Here is a 16,562-nt window from a genome sequence, read left to right on the forward strand (position 1 = left end):
GTAGGCTGTGCACCGCTGTTTCCGGGGCCTGTAGCTCAGCTGGTCAGAGCGCCACGCTTACACCGTGGATGTCGGGGGTTCGAGTCCCTCCGGGCCCACCCCACGCGCCCCTCCTCCGACGGCGGCGCCTCCCCGTCCTGCGTCGAGGGCCTCCGGGACGTCGTCGAGGACCGGGCCACGTGAGCCGCTGACACGGTCGGCGACGCGCTGCCGGGGTCGGCACCCGGCGTCTACGCTGGGGCGTCGGCCCGGACGCCCCCGGGCTCACGCGTGCCGTGCGGCGCAGGCCGTGCGGTGTCCGCGCCCGCACGACCGCCGGTCGACCGGCGGCCCGTTCCGATCGGGGAGGCCCGTGCTCGCCGTCGTGACGTTCGCGGGGCTGGTGCTCGCTGTCGTCGTGCGTCGCGTCCCTGCCGTCCGGTCGGCGACGAGCACCGCGACGTCGACGATCCTCGTCGTCGCGGCGGCCTGCGCCGCGCTCGTCCTCGCGACGCTCGTCGTCCAGGATCCCGGTGCCCGCGCGGTCGTCGCCGCGGTCGCCGTCGTCGTGCTCGCGCCGCTGGTCGTCGCCGCGGGCGCCTGGGTCGTCGTCCACGTCGTCCGGCCGCTGGCCGCGCGGCGTGCGGAGCGTGCGCGGGACTCCCCGACGGTCCGCGACCGGCTCCTGGCCCGTGCCGCGCGCACCCCGGGACGGGTGCGCGGGGTCCCCGTCGCCGAGGTCGCGCTGCGGGCCGGGTTCCGCTCGGCCGACGTGCGCGTGACCGGGCTCGCCGCCGAGATGTCGTACTACGGCCTCATCTCGCTCGTCCCGCTCACCACGGCCCTCGGCGCGAGCCTCGGCTTCCTGCGCCCGCTGCTCGGCGACGAGCAGGTCGACGCGATCCGTCGGACCCTCGTCGACGCCCTGACGACGGTGTTCGCGGAGCAGGTCGCGGTCGACGTGCTCGCCCCGCTCGTCGACGGGCTGCTCGACGAGGCGCGCACCGGCTTCGCCCTCGGGGCGTTCCTCGTCGCGCTGTGGCTCGCGAGCCGGGTGTTCCGCGCCGCCGTGCGTGCGCTCGACGACGCGTACCAGGTCGAGCGGCGCCGCGGCGTCGTGGCGCAGTACGTCCTCGGCCTGACCCTCGCGCTCGGCGCGGTCGCGACCCTCGTGCTGGTGCTCGGGCTCGTCGTCGTCGGCCCGCTCCTGGGCGACGGCGCGACGCTCGCCGACCGCCTGGGCCTCGGCCAGGCGCTCCGGGTGTCGTGGGACGTGCTGCGCTGGCCGGTCGTGGTCGCGGTGTGCGTCGCGTACCTCACGCTGCTCTACCGGTACGCGCCCGCCGTCGACACGACGTGGACCCGCTGCGTGCCCGGTGCGGTGGTCGGCACGCTCGGCGTCCTGCTCGTGTCGTCGGGCTTCGGCCTCTACCTCGCGCTCGCGGTGCCCGAGACGCCCGGGGTCGAGGCCGGGGCGGCCGCGCTCGTGCGCGTCGCCGGGCAGATGCTCGGCCTCGTCCTCGCGGGCGTGCTGTGGCTGTGGCTGTCCAGCATCGCCGTGCTCGCGGGCGGGGTGCTGACCGCCGAGCTCGAGCTCGAGCGCGCGGGTGCGGGGCCGGACGCGGGGGCGGCGGACGCGACGCCGGGCTGAGAGGCCGGACTGAGAGGCCGGACTGAGAGGCCGGACTGAGAGGCCGGACTGACCCCGACGAGCGGGACGACGAGCTCACGGTGGTGCGTCGGCGCACGGAGGACGTGGGTGGTCCGCGCGAGGATGGGCCGGTGCCCGTCGTCCTCTCCCACGTGGCCGGCGACGCCGGGCCCGCCGTCGCGCTCACGCACGTGTCCGGGACCGGGACGCCCGTGGCCTCCCCGGCCCCGGCCGTCGTCGCGCCGGGACTGCTCGGTGCGGCGCTCGGGGCGCAGGCGCCCGGGACGCGCGTCGTGTGGGACGACACCAACCGCTGGTACCCGGCGCTGCTCGCCGCCGGCACGCGGGTCGACCGCGCGCACGACCTGCGCCTCGCGCACGCGATCCTGCGCGCGTCGGCGCTCACGGCGGGGACCGGGCTCGCGGCGCGGCCTCCCGGGCCGTGGGACGCGCTCGCCCCCGCACCCGCCGGCCCGGACCCGACCCTCCCCGAGCGCCCGGACCCCCTGTTCGACCTCGGTGGCGACGACCGGCGCGGGGGCGGGGCCGCGCCGCCGGGCCTGGACCCGCTGCCCGAGCTCGTGGACCAGCTCGCCGCCGCCGCCGCGGCCGAGGGGCCCGACGCGGCGGGCCGCCTGCGTCTGCTGCTCGCGGGCGAGTCGGCGGGCGCGCTCGTCGCGGCGGAGATGCACCACGCGGGCCTGCCGTGGCGGGCCGACGTGCACGACGAGATCCTCGCCGGTGTCCTCGGTCCGCGTCCGCGCCCCGGGGAGCGCCCGGCACGCATGGAGGAGCTCGCGCGCGCGATCCGGGCGGCGGTCGACGCGCCGCCCACGCTCAACCCCGACTCCCACCCGGACCTGCTCAAGGCGCTGCAGTACGCGGGCGTCGGCGCGCGCTCGCTGCGCAAGGGGGAGCTCGAACGCCTCGACCACCCCGTGGTCGCCCCGCTGCTCGAGTACAAGAGGCTCCAGCGCCTCCTCACGGCCAACGGGTGGGCGTGGCTCGACACGTGGGTCCGCGACGGGCGGTTCCGCACGGAGTACGTCGTCGGGGGAGTGGTCACCGGACGCTGGTCGTCGAGCGGGGGCGGGGCGCTCCAGCTCCCCCGGCAGGTGCGGCGGGCCGTCGTCGCGGACCCGGGCTGGCGCCTGGTCGTCGCCGACGCCGCCCAGCTCGAGCCGCGCGTGCTCGCCGGGCTCGCGCACGACGAGCGCATGGCGCAGGCCGGGCGCGGCGTCGACCTGTACGCCGGGATCGTGGCGTCGGGCGTGGTCGCGACGCGCGAGCACGCGAAGGTCGGGATGCTCGGCGCGATGTACGGGGGGACGACGGGGGACAGCGCGCTCGTGCTGCCGCGCCTCGCGCAGGCGTTTCCCGCGGCGATCGAGCTGGTCGAGCGCGCGGCGCGGGCCGGGGAGCGGGGCGAGGTCGTCACGACGCGGCTCGGGCGGAGCTCGCCGAGGCCGGGCGCGGCCTGGCAGGAGGTGCAGTCGGGCGCGTACGCGGTCGACGTCCCGGCCGACGCCCCGGCCGACGACGGTGTCCCCGACCGGGCGCAGGCCGAGTCCCGCGCCCGGTCCGCCACGCGCGCGTGGGGCCGGTTCACGCGAAACTTCGTCGTGCAGGGCACCGCGGCGGAGTGGGCGCTGTGCTGGCTGGCGTCCATCCGGCGTCGGCTGTGGGAGCTGCCCGTGAGCGACGTCCCGGGGGAGGCCCGGCCGCCGTTCCGGGGGCGCGCCCACCTCGTCTTCTTCCTCCACGACGAGGTCGTCGTCCACGCCCCGGCCGAGCTGGCCGAGGCGGTCGAGCACGCCGTGCGCGAGGCGGCCGCGGAGGCGGGCCGGCTGCTGTTCGGCGACTTCCCCGTCGACTTCCCCCTCACGGTCGCGACGGTCGAGCACTACGCCCAGGCCAAGTGAGGCCCGGGGCGGGGGCGCGGGATAGCCTGCCGCCATGGCGTCCGACCCGAACCCGACCCCGCCGACGCTCGCCACGGTCGTCCGCGCGCTCGACACGCTCTACCCGCCGGACACGGCGGAGGAGTGGGACGCCGTCGGGCTCGTCGCGGGCGACCCGCAGGCCGCCGTCCGCAAGGTGCTGTTCGCCGTCGACCCGGTGGAGGAGGTCGCCGACGAGGCCCTCGACTGGGGCGCGGACCTGCTCGTCACGCACCACCCGCTGTTCCTGCGCCCCGTGCACTCGGTCGCGGCGACGACGTTCAAGGGCTCGCTCGTGCACCGGCTCGTGCGCGGCGGGTGCGCCCTGCACGTCGCGCACACGAACGCCGACGCCGCGGAGCGCGGCGTCGCGGACGCGCTCGCGGACGCCCTCGACCTGCTGCACCGCGTTCCCCTCGTGCCGCACCGGCTGCCCGACGGCGGCCCGGCGGCCGGGCGCGCGGGCGTCACGACCGGCACGGGCCGGGTCGGGCGGCTCGCCGCCCCGACGACGTTGCGCGCGTTCGCCGAGCACGTCGCGCGGGCGCTCCCCGCGACGGCGCAGGGCGTGCGCGTGGCGGGCGACCTCGACGCCACCGTCGAGTCGGTCGCCGTCGTCGGCGGCTCGGGCGACTCGCTGTTCGACGCCGTGCGCGCGAGCGGTGCGGACGTCTACGTCACCTCCGACCTGCGCCACCACCCGGTCTCCGAGGCGCGCGAGCGCGCCCGGCAGGAGTCGGGGCCGTCCGGCACGCCGTTCCTCGTCGACGTCCCGCACTTCGCGTCGGAGTGGCCCTGGCTCGGCTACGCTGCCCAGGACCTGGCGCGTGCGCTCGAGGCGCGCGGCGAGCGCGTCGAGACCCGGGTGAGCACGCTCGTCACGGACCCGTGGAGCGCACGGCTCCCCTCGGTGCCCGCCCGCCCGGCCGGGTGACCCCACCGCCACGACCCGCCGCGCGACGCGGCACCGACCCCGCGTCCGGACCGACCGGGGCCCACGAGAGGAACGACCACGTGCCCACCGCATCACCCGCCGACCAGCTGCGGCTCCTCGACGTCCAGGAGCTCGACACGCGTGCCCAGCAGCTCGCGCACCAGCGCAAGAACCTGCCCGAGCTCGCGCGCGTCACCGAGCTCGACGCCCAGCTCAAGGACCTGGGCTCGTCGCTCGTCGAGTCGCGCACTGCGGCGTCCGACCTGCGTCGCGAGCTGACGAAGGCCGAGGGGGACGTCGAGCAGGTCCGTGCGCGCGCCGCGCGTGACCAGGCGCGGCTCGACGCCGGGCAGGTCGGGGCGAAGGACGCGCAGGCGCTCGTCGCGGAGCTGGAGTCGCTCGCGCGCCGCCAGGGCGTGCTCGAGGAGGTCGAGCTCGACGTCATGGAACGGCTCGAGGCCCACGAGGAGGCCCTCGCGAAGCTGGAGGCCGCCCACGCCGAGCTGGAGGCCGCCCGCGCGGACGTCGTCGCCGCCCGCGACGCGCGGTTCGCGGAGCTCGACGCGGAGGCCGGCGAGGTCGCGAACCGTCGCCGCGTCGCGGTCGACGGGCTCGACGCCGCGCTCCTCGCCCTCTACGAGCGGGTGCGGGACCAGAACGGCGGGCGCGGCGTCGTCGCGCTGCGCGGCCGGCGGGTGGAGGGCCTCAACGTGGACCTCAGCCCCGCCGAGCTCGCCGCCGTGACGTCGGCCGGCCCCGACCAGGTGGTCCGGCTCGAGGACTACGGGCACATCGTCGTCCGTCCGGAGGCCACGGGCGCGTGAGCGCGTCGCAGCAGGGAACAGGGCAGCCGGGAGCAGGGCGGGGCGAGGACCGCGCGCTCGTCGTCGAGGCGGACGGGGGGTCGCGCGGCAACCCCGGTCCCGCCGGCTACGGCGCGCTCGTGCGCGACGCGGGAACCGGGCGCGTCCTCGCCGAGCGCGCCGGCTTCCTCGGGGTCGCGACGAACAACGTCGCCGAGTACTCGGGCCTCGTCGCGGGTCTGCGCGCGGCCGCCGCGATCGACCCGGACGCCCGGGTGACCGTCCGGATGGACTCGCGGCTCGTCGTCGAGCAGATGACGGGCCGGTGGCAGGTCAAGCACGCCGACATGCGTCGGCTCGCGGACGAGGCCGCGCAGGTGCTGCCCGCCGGGCAGGTGACCTACGAGTGGATCCCGCGCGCGCAGAACGCCGACGCCGACCGGCTCGCGAACGAGGCCATGGACACCGGCGGCGACGTGGCCCGCGACCATGCGGACGGGATCGAGAAGGACGCCCCGACGGCCGAGGCGCGGCCCTCGGGGGTCGCGGTGCGGTTCGACGACGCCCCCGCCCTCACCGTCGTGCTCGTCCGGCACGGCCAGACCCCCCTGACCCTCGCCGGCGCGTTCAGCGGGTCGTCGGTGCCCGGTCCCTCCCTCACGGGACGGGGCCGGACGCAGGCCGCCCAGGCCGCCGACCTGGTCCACCGGGTCGGCCGCACGGCATGGACGGACGTGCCGCGGCCGTCCGCCCTCGTGGCCTCGCCGATGGTCCGCACCCAGGAGACGGCCCGCGCCGTCGGCCGGCGACTGGGGCTGCCGGTCACGACCGACGACCGGTTCGCCGAGGTCGACTTCGGCGACTGGGAAGGGCTCACCCCGCCCGAGGTCGACGAGCGGTGGCCCGGGCTGCGACGCGCCTGGTACGAGGAGGGCACCGTCGCCGCACCCGGCGGCGAGTCCGCCGCCGACGTCGGCGTGCGCGTCCTCGCCGGGCTCCAGGACCTCGTCACCACCCACCTCGCGGACGCGCCGGCGGCGGGCCGCACCGTCGTCGTCGTGGGCCACGCGGTGCAGGTGCGCGCCGCGATCGGCGTCGCGGTCCAGGCGCCGCCCGACCAGTGGTCGCGGTTCCGTGTCCCGCCCGCCTCCGTGAGCATCCTGCGCCTGTGGGGCGACGGCACGAGCGAGCTCGTCGCCCAGGGCGTCCCGAGCGACCTCTGACCCGGCGGCCGACGGTCAGGAGACGACGAGCTCCAGCGTGAACCGTCCGCGGCCGTCGTCGAGCAGCGTGGCGTCGAGCAGGGCGGTGCCGACGAGCTCGTCGGCGGCCTTGGCCAGGTCGTCGACGGACTGCACGACGCCCGCCCGGCGCACCAGGTGGCCCGTGAGGACCCCGCGGGTGTGCTTCGCGTTGTGCGACACCACCGAGCGCCTGCCGCCCGCCTCGCGCAGGACGCGCACGGCGACGTGCTGCGCGGCGTCGTCGCCGGTCGTCCGGGGACGCCACGCCGCGGCGTACGTCGCCGAACGGCAGTCCACGACGACGTCGCCCGCGGCCCGGCCGTCGAGCGCGGCGCCGAGGTGGGGACGCCAGGCCGTGGCGAGCCGCCCCGTGCCGGGGAGCGCGACGCCCATCGACAACCGGTACGCCGGGATGCGGTCGACGGGGGAGAGCGCGCCCCACAGCCCGGAGACCACCCGCACGTCGTCCGTCGCGCGCCGCGCGGTCTCGCCACCCGCGGCGAGCGCGCCGCCGAGGTCAGCGGCCCCGAACAGGACGCCCGTGTACACGTGCGCGGCAGGAGCCGCGGGCGCCGCACGCAGGCCCGTGTTGCGGCGCACCTCGTCCGCGAGCCCGGGACTCACCCCCAGCACCTCGACGGCGTCCTCGCCCGCGCTCACGGCGACGAGCGCGTCGAGGACCCGCTCCCGCTGGGGCGTGAGGACCGCGGAGGTGAGGGTCGCCAGGTCGGCCGGTGCGGCGCCGTCGGGCGCCGGGGACTTGCCCTCGGACGGGGGGAGGAGCACGAGCACCCGGCCACTCTACGGTCGCCGCTCGCCCCGGCCCGCGCCCGGGGCGGTCCGGTCACGTGGGGTGCGTCACGGCGTCGGGCACGGCGCTACGCTCTCGCGATGGCCCACGTGAAGATCTACGGCCGGCGCCGCGTGTGGGGCGAGCGGCGTGCCGAGGTGTCCGACGCGCTGCACGCCGCCCTCGTCCGGGCCTGGCGGCTCCCCGAGGACAAGCGGTTCCACCGGTTCCTGCTCCTGGACGACGACGACCTCGTCGCCCCACGCTCGGACGCCTACCTCGTCGTCGAGGTCGTGTGCTTCGCGGGGCGCACGCGCGACGCGAAGCGGGCTCTCGTGTCCGCGCTGTACGACGACGTCGCCCCCGCGCTCGGTCTCGGCGCCGACGACCTCGAGCTCGTGGTCCTCGAGGCGCCGCGCGAGAGCTGGGGGATCCGGGGCATGAGCGGCGACGAGCTCGCGCTCACTTACCGGGTCGACGTCTGAGCGGCCGGGATCCGGCGGTAGGCTAGCCGGTGCGGACGAGTCGGTCGGACGGTCGCGTCGGGGCAGGTCGCGAGGCCTCCCCGCCGAGGAACGTCCGGGCTCCACAGGGCGAGGTGGTGGGTAACGCCCACCCGGGGTGACCCGCGGGACAGTGCCACAGAGAACAGACCGCCACGTGCACCGGGCTCCGGCCGGGCGCACGCGGTAAGGGTGAAACGGTGGTGTAAGAGACCACCAGCGGACCGGGTGACCGGTCCGGCTCGGTAAACCCCACCTGGAGCAAGGTCAGACAGACTGTGTCGGAGGGCGGCCCGCCCGATTCTCCGTCGAGAAGCACAGTCGGGTAGACCGCTGGAGGCGCACGGCAACGTGCGTCCTAGATGGATGACCGTCACCCGCGCGGGGGCAACCGCGCGCGGGGACAGAACCCGGCGTACAGACCGACTCGTCCGCGCTCCTCTCCCGCGGTACGCGGGAGGGGGACTGACCCAGCGTGCCGCACCGAGGAGCACCCATGACGCAGCAGCCCCCCATCGCCTACGTGATCGCCGGTTCCGAGGCGACCGGCGGGGCCGGTATCCAGGCCGACCTCAAGACGTTCCAGCAGCTCGGCGCGTACGGCGTGGGCACGCTCACGTGCATCGTGTCGTTCGACCCGAAGGCGGGCTGGGGGCACCGGTTCGTCCCGGTCGAGCCGCAGGTCATCGCGGACCAGTTCGAGGCCGCGGTGGCGACGCACGCGCCGTCGGTGGTCAAGGTGGGCATGCTGGGCACGCCGACGACGATCGACGTGGTCGCCGCCTCGCTGCGCTCGCGGACCTGGGAGCACGTGGTGCTCGACCCGGTGCTCATCTGCAAGGGCCAGGAGCCGGGCGCGGCGCTCGACACCGACACGGCGCTGCGGGAGCAGGTGCTGCCGCTCGCGACGGTCGTGACCCCGAACCTGTTCGAGACGCGCACGCTCGCGGGCGTGGACGCGATCGGGACGGTCGACGAGCTCGTCGACGCCGCGCGGCGCATCCGTGACCTGGGGCCGCGGGTCGTCGTCGCGAAGGGCGGCGTGGAGCTCCCGGGCCCCGACGCGGTCGACGTGCTGGTGGACGACGACGGCGTGCTCGTCCTGACGCGCCCGAAGGTCGGCGAGGAGCGCGTGTCGGGCGCGGGCTGCACGTTCGCCGCGGCGATCACGGCCGAGCTGGCCAAGGGCGCCGCGGTGCGCGCCGCGGTCGAGGTCGCCAAGGAGGTCGTCACGCAGGGCATCGCCGCGCGGGTCCCGGCCGCGACCCCGTTCGACACGGTCTGGCAGGGCGCCTACCAGGGGTGACGCCCTCGGCCGCGTCCCCCGACCGTCCGGTCGGTCGGGACCACCCACCGGACGGGTTCACGTCGGGGGTCGGTCAAGGAATACCCTCGTCCCCGTGAACGACCTCTCCCCACCGGAACTGATCCCCGGCGTCGGCGACCCCGGCGTGACCGGCGGCCCGAACCCCGGACCCTCGGACGCGCACGACCGCGGTCTCGCGCGCCACGACGTCCCGACACCGCTGCGCGACGACGTCCGCCTCCTCGGCGGACTCCTCGGCACGGTGCTGCGCGAGGCGGGCGGGCAGGGCCTGCTCGACGACGTCGAGCGCCTGCGCGAGCTCACGATCCGCGCGTACGACGACCCCACGGGGGAGTCGCTCGCGGAGGCCGAGGACGTCGTCGCCGGACTGACGATGGAGCGTGCGGAGCAGGTCGCCCGCGCGTTCACCTGCTACTTCCACCTCGCGAACCTCGCGGAGGAGTACCACCGCGTCCGGGTGCTGCGCGAGCGCGAGGCCGAGTTCGCGACGCGGGCGGTGACGCACGACGACTCCCTGCCGGAGGCGTTCGAGCAGCTCGTCGGCGAGGTCGGCCGGGACGAGGCGCTGCGCCGCCTGCGCCAGCTCGAGTTCCGCCCGGTCCTCACGGCCCACCCGACGGAGGCGCGCCGCCGTGCCGTCTCCGGCGCGGTCCGCCGGATCGCGACGCTGCTCGACGAGCGGGACGCGCCGCACCTCGGCGGGACGTCGCTCGCGGAGAACGAGCGGAGCCTCCTCGCCGAGATCGACACCATGTGGCGCACCGCGCCGATCCGCGAGCGCAAGCCGTCGGTCCTCGACGAGGTCCGCACCGCGCTCGGCGTGTTCGACGCGACGATGTTCGACACGTTCCCCTCCGTCTACCGGCGCCTGGACGACTGGCTGCTCGGTGACGAGGCGGGCCGCGAGGAACCGCTCGTGCGTCCGTTCGTCAGCCTGGGCACGTGGATCGGCGGCGACCGCGACGGCAACCCCAACGTCACGGCGGAGGTGACGCGCCAGGCGGCGGCGATCGCGTCGGACCGTGCCCTGGCGGCGCTGGAGGACCAGGCCAGGCGTGTGGGGCGCAAGCTCACGCTCGACCAGGACGGCACGCCGCCGTCCGACGGCCTGCGCGCCCTGTGGCAGCGCCAGCGCCAGCTGTCCGAGGCGGTCACCGCGGCGGCGTCCGAGGCGTCGCCGCGCGAGCCGCACCGTGCCGTCCTGCTCGTCGTCGCGGACCGCGTGGCGGCGACGCGGGCCCGGGACGCCGACCTCGCCTACGCGACGCCGGAGGAGCTCGAGGCGGACCTGCGGGTCGTGCAGGACTCGCTGGTGGCGGCCGGCGCGCCGCGCGCGGCGTACGGGGACCTGCAGCAGCTCGTGTGGCAGGTCGAGACGTTCGGCTTCCACCTGGCCGAGCTCGAGGTGCGCCAGCACTCCCAGGTCCACGAGTCGGCGCTCGCCGAGCTCGCGGAGAAGGGTGTGCACGGCGACCTGTCGGACCGCACGCGCGAGGTCCTCGACACGTTCCGCGCGCTCGGCGCGGTGCAGCAGCGGTACGGGCAGCGCGCCGCGCGCCGGTACATCGTGTCCTTCACGCAGAAGCCGGAGCACCTCGCGGCGGTCTACCAGCTCGCCGAGCTCGCGTTCGAGGGCACGGACGCGCCGGTCGTCGACGCGATCCCGCTGTTCGAGACCTTCGCGGACCTCCAGGCGAGCGTCGACATCCTCGAGTCGATGCTCACGCTGCCGCAGGTGCAGCGTCGGCTCGCGGAGAACGGTCGCCGCGTCGAGGTCATGCTCGGCTACTCGGACTCGTCGAAGGACGTGGGCCCGGTGTCGGCGACGCTCGCGCTGCACGACGCGCAGCGCCGCATCGCGCGATGGGCGCAGCGTCACGACATCACCCTGACACTGTTCCACGGGCGCGGCGGGGCGCTGGGCCGCGGGGGCGGCCCGGCGAACCGGGCGGTCCTGGCGCAGCCCCCGGGCTCGGTGGACGGCCGGTTCAAGCTCACGGAGCAGGGCGAGGTCATCCTGGCCCGCTACGGCGACCCGACGATCGCGTCGCGGCACATCGAGCAGGTGGCGGCGGCGACGCTCCTCGCGTCCGCGCCGTCGGTGGAGGCGCGCAACGCGGCGGCGACGGAGCGGTACCGCGACCTCGCGGCGGCGCTCGACGCCTCCTCGCGCCGCCGGTTCCACGAGCTCGTGAAGGCGGACGGCTTCCCGCAGTGGTTCTCCGAGGTGACGCCGCTCGAGGAGGTCGGGCTGCTGCCGATCGGGTCGCGCCCGGCGCGTCGCGGCCTGTCGGTGTCGTCGCTGGACGACCTGCGGGCGATCCCGTGGGTGTTCTCGTGGTCGCAGGCGCGCATCAACCTCGCGGGCTGGTACGGCCTCGGGACGGCGCTCGCGGAGTTCGGCGACCTCGAGCTGCTGCGTGAGGCGCACCGTGAGTGGCCGCTGTTCGCGACGCTGCTGGACAACGTCGAGATGTCGCTCGCGAAGACGGACGCCCGCATCGCGGAGCGGTACCTCGCGCTGGGGGACCGGGACGACCTCGCGCAGGCCGTGCTCGACGAGCTGCGGCTCACGCGCGAGCAGGTCCTCGCGGTGACGGGTCACGACTGGCCGCTGGCCGGTCGGCGTGTGCTGGGCCGGGCGGTCCAGCTGCGCAGCCCGTACGTGGACGCCCTGTCCCTGCTCCAGGTGCGGGCGCTGCGCGGGCTGCGCGCGGGCGCGGAGGGCGTGGAGAAGGACGAGCTGCGTCACCTGCTGCTGCTCACGGTGAACGGTGTGGCCGCCGGCCTGCAGAACACGGGCTGACCCAGGCAGGACGTGGACGACCGGCCGCCGTCGGAGGGACAGCCCTCCGACGGCGGCCGGTCGCGTGTCCGCCCTCGTCGCACCCTGGACGCACGTCCAACAGTTGAATGAATCATCAACGATCGCGGTGGATCGGGCACGGTTCGGATGCTTCGGTAAAGCGTTCGCCAGGCCCCTCCCTCTCCGTGGCATCCGTGGGGTACGCTTGCGTGGACCGGCCACCGGCCTGGCTCTGCGCCCATCGGCGTGCGCGGACCTCAGGACGGCGCGTCGGTGGCGCCGAGCAGGCGGCGCCGGCCTCGCCGGCACGGTGCGGGGCAGTGCGGGAGAAGGGCAGGGCGGTGTCGGAGCACGAGGTGGGGCAGACGGGGACGGTGTCCGAGACAGGCGGCATCCGGCTGATCGAGGAACCGGACGCGAGCGTGGTCGACATGTGGGGCGAGATCGACGTCGCCCTGCGCAGCGAGGCGAGCGCCGCTCTGGCGAACGCCCTCGAACGGGACGTCCCCGTCGTCATCGACACGTCGAAGGTGACGTTCATGGACTCGACGGGCATCGCGTTCCTCGTGCAGTTCTACACGATCGGCTCCGAGGAGGGCCTGACCGTCACGCTGCGCAACCCGCCGAGCGTCGTCACCGACGTCCTCGAGATGCTCGGCGTCATCGAGATCTTCGGTGCCCAGCGACGCGAGGTCACGACCGCCTGAGCGCGACCCGGCTCCTGGCCGAGCCGCCGGCGCTCTACGAGCCCGCGGCCCGCCGCGCGCCGTCGGCCGCGAGCGACGCCGCCCCGACGATCCCCGCCGCGTTGCGCAGCCGCGCCGGCACGATCGGCGCGCGCAGGTGCAGCAGCGGCAGGAACTTCTCGTGCTTCTTGCTCACGCCTCCGCCGACGACGATGAGGTCGGGCGAGAACAGGTCCTCGACGACGCCGAAGTAGCGCTGCAGCCGCTCGGCCCACTCGGCCCAGTCCAGGCCGTCACGGTCCCGGGCCGCGTCCGACGCCCGGGTCTCGGCGTCGTGGCCGTCGATCTCGAGGTGCCCGAGCTCCGTGTTGGGCAGCAGGTGGCCCTCGACGACGAGGGCGCTGCCGATGCCCGTGCCGAGCGTCGCGACGAGCACGACCCCGTCCGCCTCGCGCGCCGCGCCGTACCGCACCTCGCCGACCCCGGCGGCGTCGGCGTCGTTCACGGCGACCACGTGCCGTCCCGTCTCGCGCTGCAGCAGCGCGGGGAGGTCGACCCCCGTCCACGACTGGTCGAGGTTCGCGATGAACCGCACGACGCCGTGCTGGAGCGGTGCGGGGAACGCGACGCCGACGGGGACGTGAGCCGGGAGGTCGTACTCGTCGACCAGCCGGGCGATCACCTCGGCGACGGCCTGCGGGGTGGAGGGCTGCGGCGTCGGGATGCGGTGACGCTCCTGGGCGAACTCGCCGGTCGTCAGGTCGACCGGGGCGCCCTTGATGCCGCTGCCGCCGACGTCGATGCCGAACGCGAGGTCCGGGGTGGCCGGGTGGTGGGAGGAGTGCGCGTTCATGGCAGTGTGAGGATCTCCGCTCCGTGGTCGGTCACCAGCAGGGTGTGCTCGAACTGTGCCGTGCGTGAGGCGTCTGCGGTGACTACCGTCCACCCGTCGTCCCACATCCGCCACTCGGGGCCGCCGAGCGTGAGCATCGGCTCGATGGTGAACACCATGCCCGGCTCGATGACGGTGTCGTGCAGGGGCGCGGCGTCGTAGTGGGGGATCACGAGCCCCGAGTGGAAGGCGCGGCCCACGCCGTGACCCGTGTACTCCCGCACGACCCCGTACCCGAACCGGGCCGCGTAGCGCTCGGTCACCCGGCCGATCACGTTGACCTGCCGCCCCGGTGCGACCGCCTTGACCGCCCGGGCGAGCGACTCCCGCGTGCGCTCGACGAGGAGCGCGGACTCCTCGTCGACCTCGCCCACGGGAAAGGTCGCGTTGGTGTCGCCGTGCACGCCCCCGACGAACGCCGTGACGTCGACGTTGACGATGTCGCCCTCGACGAGGACGGTCGAGTCGGGGATCCCGTGGCACACCACCTCGTTGACCGACGTGCACAGCGACTTCGGGAACCCGCGGTAACCGAGCGTCGACGGGTACGCGCCGTGGTCGAGCAGGAACGCGTGGCCCACCCGGTCGAGCTCGTCCGTCGTCACGCCCGGCGCGACGTGCCGCCCGACCTCCGCGAGGGCCTGCGCCGCGACGCGCGACGCGACCCGGATGCGGTCGACGGTGTCCGGGTCGTTGACCTCGCTGCCCGTGTACGGCTGCGGTCCGGGCCGGCCGACGTACTCGGGCCGGGGGATCGAGGCCGGCACGGTCCGCCGCGGGCCGACGACCCCGGGGGTGAGCGGTCCCCGGCGCGTCGGCGTCCGGGTCCCGGGCGTGCCGGCGGGGGAGGGCGTCGGGGGCATGGGAGCCAGTCTACGAACACGCGCCCTGGTGCGTCGTGCACCTGACCTGGGGGAGGATCGGGGCATGAGCACCGGACCCGGCGCCGACGGCGGCGCACCCGACGAGCAGTCCCCGGCCGATCAGTCCTCCGACGAGCAGTCCCCCGACGAGCAGTACTGGTACGACACGAGCACCGGCGAGGTGCAGCGCGGCCGCGGCAGCTCGTGGACGCACCGCATGGGCCCGTACCCGACGCGCGAGGCCGCGCAGGAGGCGCTCGAGACCGCGCGCCGCCGCTCCGACGCCTGGGACGAGGAAGACCGCCGCGAGCGCGGCGAGTGACGCACGCCCCGCCCCCGGGGCGCGCCCGGGTGTGGGGCGGGCGCGCGGGCCTGCTCCTCGCGGGGCTGGCGGTGGGGGCGTTGACGTTCCTCCTGGCGCTGCAGGTGCGCGACGGCGTGGGCGGCGGCGGGGCGGTGACGTCGACCGCCGGGGCGCCCGCCGAGGCCACCGCCCCGGTGGCGACGCCGTCGGAGGCCGACCCGTCTCCCGTCGCGCCGACACCGCAGGAGACGCCGCCGCTCGCCGGGCTCACGATCGTGCTCGACCCGGGCCACAACGGCGGCAACGCCGCGAACCCGCTCACGGTGAACGCGCCCGTGCCGGACGGTCGCGGCGCGACCAAGGCGTGCAACACGGTCGGGGCGTCGACGGACGGCGGCTACCCCGAGCACGCGTTCGCGTGGGACGTGTCCTCGCGCCTCACGGACCTGCTCACGGACCTCGGCGCCACGGTGGTCCTCACCCGGTCCGACGACGCGGGTGTGGGCCCGTGCGTCGACTCCCGGGGCCGGTCGCCCCAGGAGAACGACGCCGACGTCCTGCTGTCCGTGCACGCGAACGGCACCGAGGACCGCACCGTCCGAGGCTTCTTCGCGATCGTCGCCGACCCGCCCGTGCACGACCCGCAGGGCGCCCCGAGCGTCGCGCTCGCCCGTGACCTGGTGGCGGCGCTCGCGGACGCCGGGTTCGCGCCCTCGTCGGCGTACGACGGCGCGGTGTCGCGCCGGTCGGACCTCGCGACGCTCAACCACGCGCAGCGCCCGGCGGTCATGGTCGAGCTGGGCGAGATGCGGCACCCGGAGGAGGGTGCGCTCATGGAGACCGCGGCGGGGCGTCAGCGGTACGCCGACGCCCTGGCCGACGGGCTCGTCGCGTGGGCGCGGGACCGCGGCTGACGTCCCCCCGGCCGCGGTGCCGAGAAAGGTGCCGACAAAGGTGCCGACGGAGGTGCCGACGGAGGTCCCGGCGGGGGCGTCAGCGGGCGAAGCTCGTGGTCTCGTCCGGGAACGCGCCGCCGCGCACGTCGGCGGCGTAGTCGGCGGCGGCCTGGCCGAGCGCCGCCCCGATCTCGGCGTAGCGCTTGGCGAAGCGCGGCGACCAGTCGGTCATCCCGGCCATGTCGGTCCACACGAGGACCTGGCCGTCGCACTGCGCGCCGGCGCCGATCCCGATGGTCGGGATGCGCAGGATCTCGGTGATGCGCGCCGCGACCTCCACGGGGACCATCTCCAGCACGATCGCGACCGCCCCGGCCTCGGCGACGGCGAGCGCGTCCTCGCTGAGGCGCTCGGCGGCGTCGTCCCCCCGGCCCTGCACGCGGGGACCGCCGAGCGCGTTCTCCGACTGCGGGGTGTACCCGAGGTGACCGACGACGGGGATGCCGGCGTCGGTGAGGGCACGGACCTGGGCGGCGACACGGCGTCCGCCCTCGAGCTTGACCGCGCTGACGCCCGTCTCCTTGAGGAACCGCACGGCGGTGCCGAGCGCCTGCTCGGGCCCGGCCTCGTAGGAGCCGAAGGGGAGGTCGACGACGACGAACGCGCGCGCGGCGGCGCCCGCGACGGCCCGCGCCGGGGGGATCAGGTCGTCGACCGTGACGGGCAGCGTCGTGGCGTGCCCGTGCATCGTGTTCCCGATGGAGTCCCCGACGAGCAGCATGTCGATGCCGGCGGTGTCGAAGATTCGTGCCGTCACCGCGTCGTAGGCGGTGAGCATCGTGATCTTCTCGCCGCGCTCCTTCGCCTCGGTGAGGTGGTGCACGCGCACGCGGCGGGGCGCGGCGGCGGGCTCGGTGTGAGCGGACATGGACGACCTTTCGTGG

15 protein-coding genes, 1 tRNA gene and 1 other RNA gene are annotated in these 16,562 nt (G+C 75.9%); 13 read left to right on the top strand and 4 right to left on the bottom strand.

From position 1 onward, the window contains the following. Nucleotides 1–24: 24 nt before the first annotated feature. From LGQ04_RS02650 to LGQ04_RS02675, 6 genes are all read left to right on the top strand, one after another. Nucleotides 25–98 (top strand) — tRNA-Val (locus tag LGQ04_RS02650). Between the two features lie 254 nt (nt 99–352). After that, nucleotides 353–1,630: a YihY/virulence factor BrkB family protein gene (locus LGQ04_RS02655; protein WP_229241964.1), complete on the top strand. Its 1,278-nt coding sequence runs from the start codon at nt 353–355 to the stop codon at nt 1,628–1,630. A 131-nt stretch (nt 1,631–1,761) separates the two neighbouring features. Then, on the top strand, nt 1,762–3,552 hold the full coding sequence (locus tag LGQ04_RS02660; protein ID WP_372469904.1) for a bifunctional 3'-5' exonuclease/DNA polymerase: 1,791 nt from the start codon (nt 1,762–1,764) through the stop codon (nt 3,550–3,552). A 34-nt stretch (nt 3,553–3,586) separates the two neighbouring features. Beyond that, complete coding sequence (locus tag LGQ04_RS02665; protein WP_229241966.1) at nt 3,587–4,504, top strand: Nif3-like dinuclear metal center hexameric protein; 918 nt, start codon at nt 3,587–3,589, stop codon at nt 4,502–4,504. A gap of 80 nt (nt 4,505–4,584) precedes the next feature. Next, the gene (locus tag LGQ04_RS02670) at nt 4,585–5,328 is read left to right on the top strand and encodes a zinc ribbon domain-containing protein (RefSeq protein ID WP_229241968.1); all 744 of its coding nucleotides are present in this window, start codon (nt 4,585–4,587) and stop codon (nt 5,326–5,328) included. Continuing rightward, nucleotides 5,325–6,530: a bifunctional RNase H/acid phosphatase gene (locus tag LGQ04_RS02675; protein ID WP_229241970.1), complete on the top strand. Its 1,206-nt coding sequence runs from the start codon at nt 5,325–5,327 to the stop codon at nt 6,528–6,530. The genes LGQ04_RS02670 and LGQ04_RS02675 overlap by 4 nt, the downstream gene beginning before the upstream one ends. 15 nt (nt 6,531–6,545) lie before the next feature. On the opposite strand, the gene LGQ04_RS02680 is transcribed toward LGQ04_RS02675, so the two are convergent. After that, nucleotides 6,546–7,343, bottom strand: coding sequence for a YaaA family protein (locus LGQ04_RS02680; protein WP_229241972.1), 798 nt, complete (start codon nt 7,341–7,343; stop codon nt 6,546–6,548). Between the two features lie 99 nt (nt 7,344–7,442). On the opposite strand from LGQ04_RS02680, the gene LGQ04_RS02685 reads away from it, so the two are divergent. The 5 genes from LGQ04_RS02685 to LGQ04_RS02705 all read left to right on the top strand — a co-directional run bounded on the left by LGQ04_RS02685 (nt 7,443) and on the right by LGQ04_RS02705 (nt 12,684). Continuing rightward, the gene (locus LGQ04_RS02685; protein ID WP_229241974.1) at nt 7,443–7,826 is read left to right on the top strand and encodes a tautomerase family protein; all 384 of its coding nucleotides are present in this window, start codon (nt 7,443–7,445) and stop codon (nt 7,824–7,826) included. Nucleotides 7,827–7,862: 36 nt separating this feature from the next. Continuing rightward, nucleotides 7,863–8,278, top strand: an RNA gene (rnpB, locus tag LGQ04_RS02690) — RNase P RNA component class A. 62 nt (nt 8,279–8,340) lie between these two features. Next, a complete protein-coding gene (locus LGQ04_RS02695; protein ID WP_229241976.1) occupies nt 8,341–9,150 on the top strand; it encodes a PfkB family carbohydrate kinase in 810 nt (269 codons plus the stop codon). Nucleotides 9,151–9,295: 145 nt separating this feature from the next. Next, entirely contained in the window at nt 9,296–11,977 is a 2,682-nt protein-coding gene (locus tag LGQ04_RS02700; protein ID WP_229242385.1) for a phosphoenolpyruvate carboxylase, read from the top strand. Between the two features lie 341 nt (nt 11,978–12,318). Beyond that, on the top strand, nt 12,319–12,684 hold the full coding sequence (locus LGQ04_RS02705) for an STAS domain-containing protein (protein WP_229241978.1): 366 nt from the start codon (nt 12,319–12,321) through the stop codon (nt 12,682–12,684). A gap of 34 nt (nt 12,685–12,718) precedes the next feature. Here LGQ04_RS02705 and ppgK read toward each other — a convergent pair whose 3' ends face one another. Then, nucleotides 12,719–13,516: a polyphosphate--glucose phosphotransferase gene (ppgK, locus tag LGQ04_RS02710; RefSeq protein ID WP_229241980.1), complete on the bottom strand. Its 798-nt coding sequence runs from the start codon at nt 13,514–13,516 to the stop codon at nt 12,719–12,721. Next, nucleotides 13,513–14,418 carry a type I methionyl aminopeptidase gene (gene map, locus LGQ04_RS02715; RefSeq protein ID WP_229241981.1) on the bottom strand — a complete coding sequence of 302 codons (906 nt, stop codon included), beginning with the start codon at nt 14,416–14,418 and terminating at the stop codon, nt 13,513–13,515. The genes ppgK and map overlap by 4 nt, the downstream gene beginning before the upstream one ends. Before the next feature lie 64 nt (nt 14,419–14,482). Here map and LGQ04_RS02720 point away from each other — a divergent pair, with 64 nt between their 5' ends. Both LGQ04_RS02720 and LGQ04_RS02725 read left to right on the top strand, forming a co-directional pair. Continuing rightward, nucleotides 14,483–14,740 (top strand): SPOR domain-containing protein, encoded by a 258-nt coding sequence (locus LGQ04_RS02720; protein WP_308016334.1) that lies wholly within the window; start codon nt 14,483–14,485, stop codon nt 14,738–14,740. Then, nucleotides 14,737–15,636, top strand: a complete 900-nt coding sequence (locus tag LGQ04_RS02725; RefSeq protein WP_229241983.1) for an N-acetylmuramoyl-L-alanine amidase — start codon at nt 14,737–14,739, stop codon at nt 15,634–15,636. Before LGQ04_RS02720 ends, LGQ04_RS02725 begins: the two co-directional genes overlap by 4 nt. A 79-nt stretch (nt 15,637–15,715) precedes the next feature. On the opposite strand, the gene panB is transcribed toward LGQ04_RS02725, so the two are convergent. Further along, nucleotides 15,716–16,546: a 3-methyl-2-oxobutanoate hydroxymethyltransferase gene (gene panB / locus LGQ04_RS02730; RefSeq protein WP_229241985.1), complete on the bottom strand. Its 831-nt coding sequence runs from the start codon at nt 16,544–16,546 to the stop codon at nt 15,716–15,718. Between the last annotated feature and the right edge of the window lie 16 nt (nt 16,547–16,562).

The sequence above is a fragment of the Cellulosimicrobium marinum genome (assembly GCF_020551945.1).
Classification (GTDB): Bacteria; Actinomycetota; Actinomycetes; order Actinomycetales; family Cellulomonadaceae; genus Cellulosimicrobium; species Cellulosimicrobium marinum.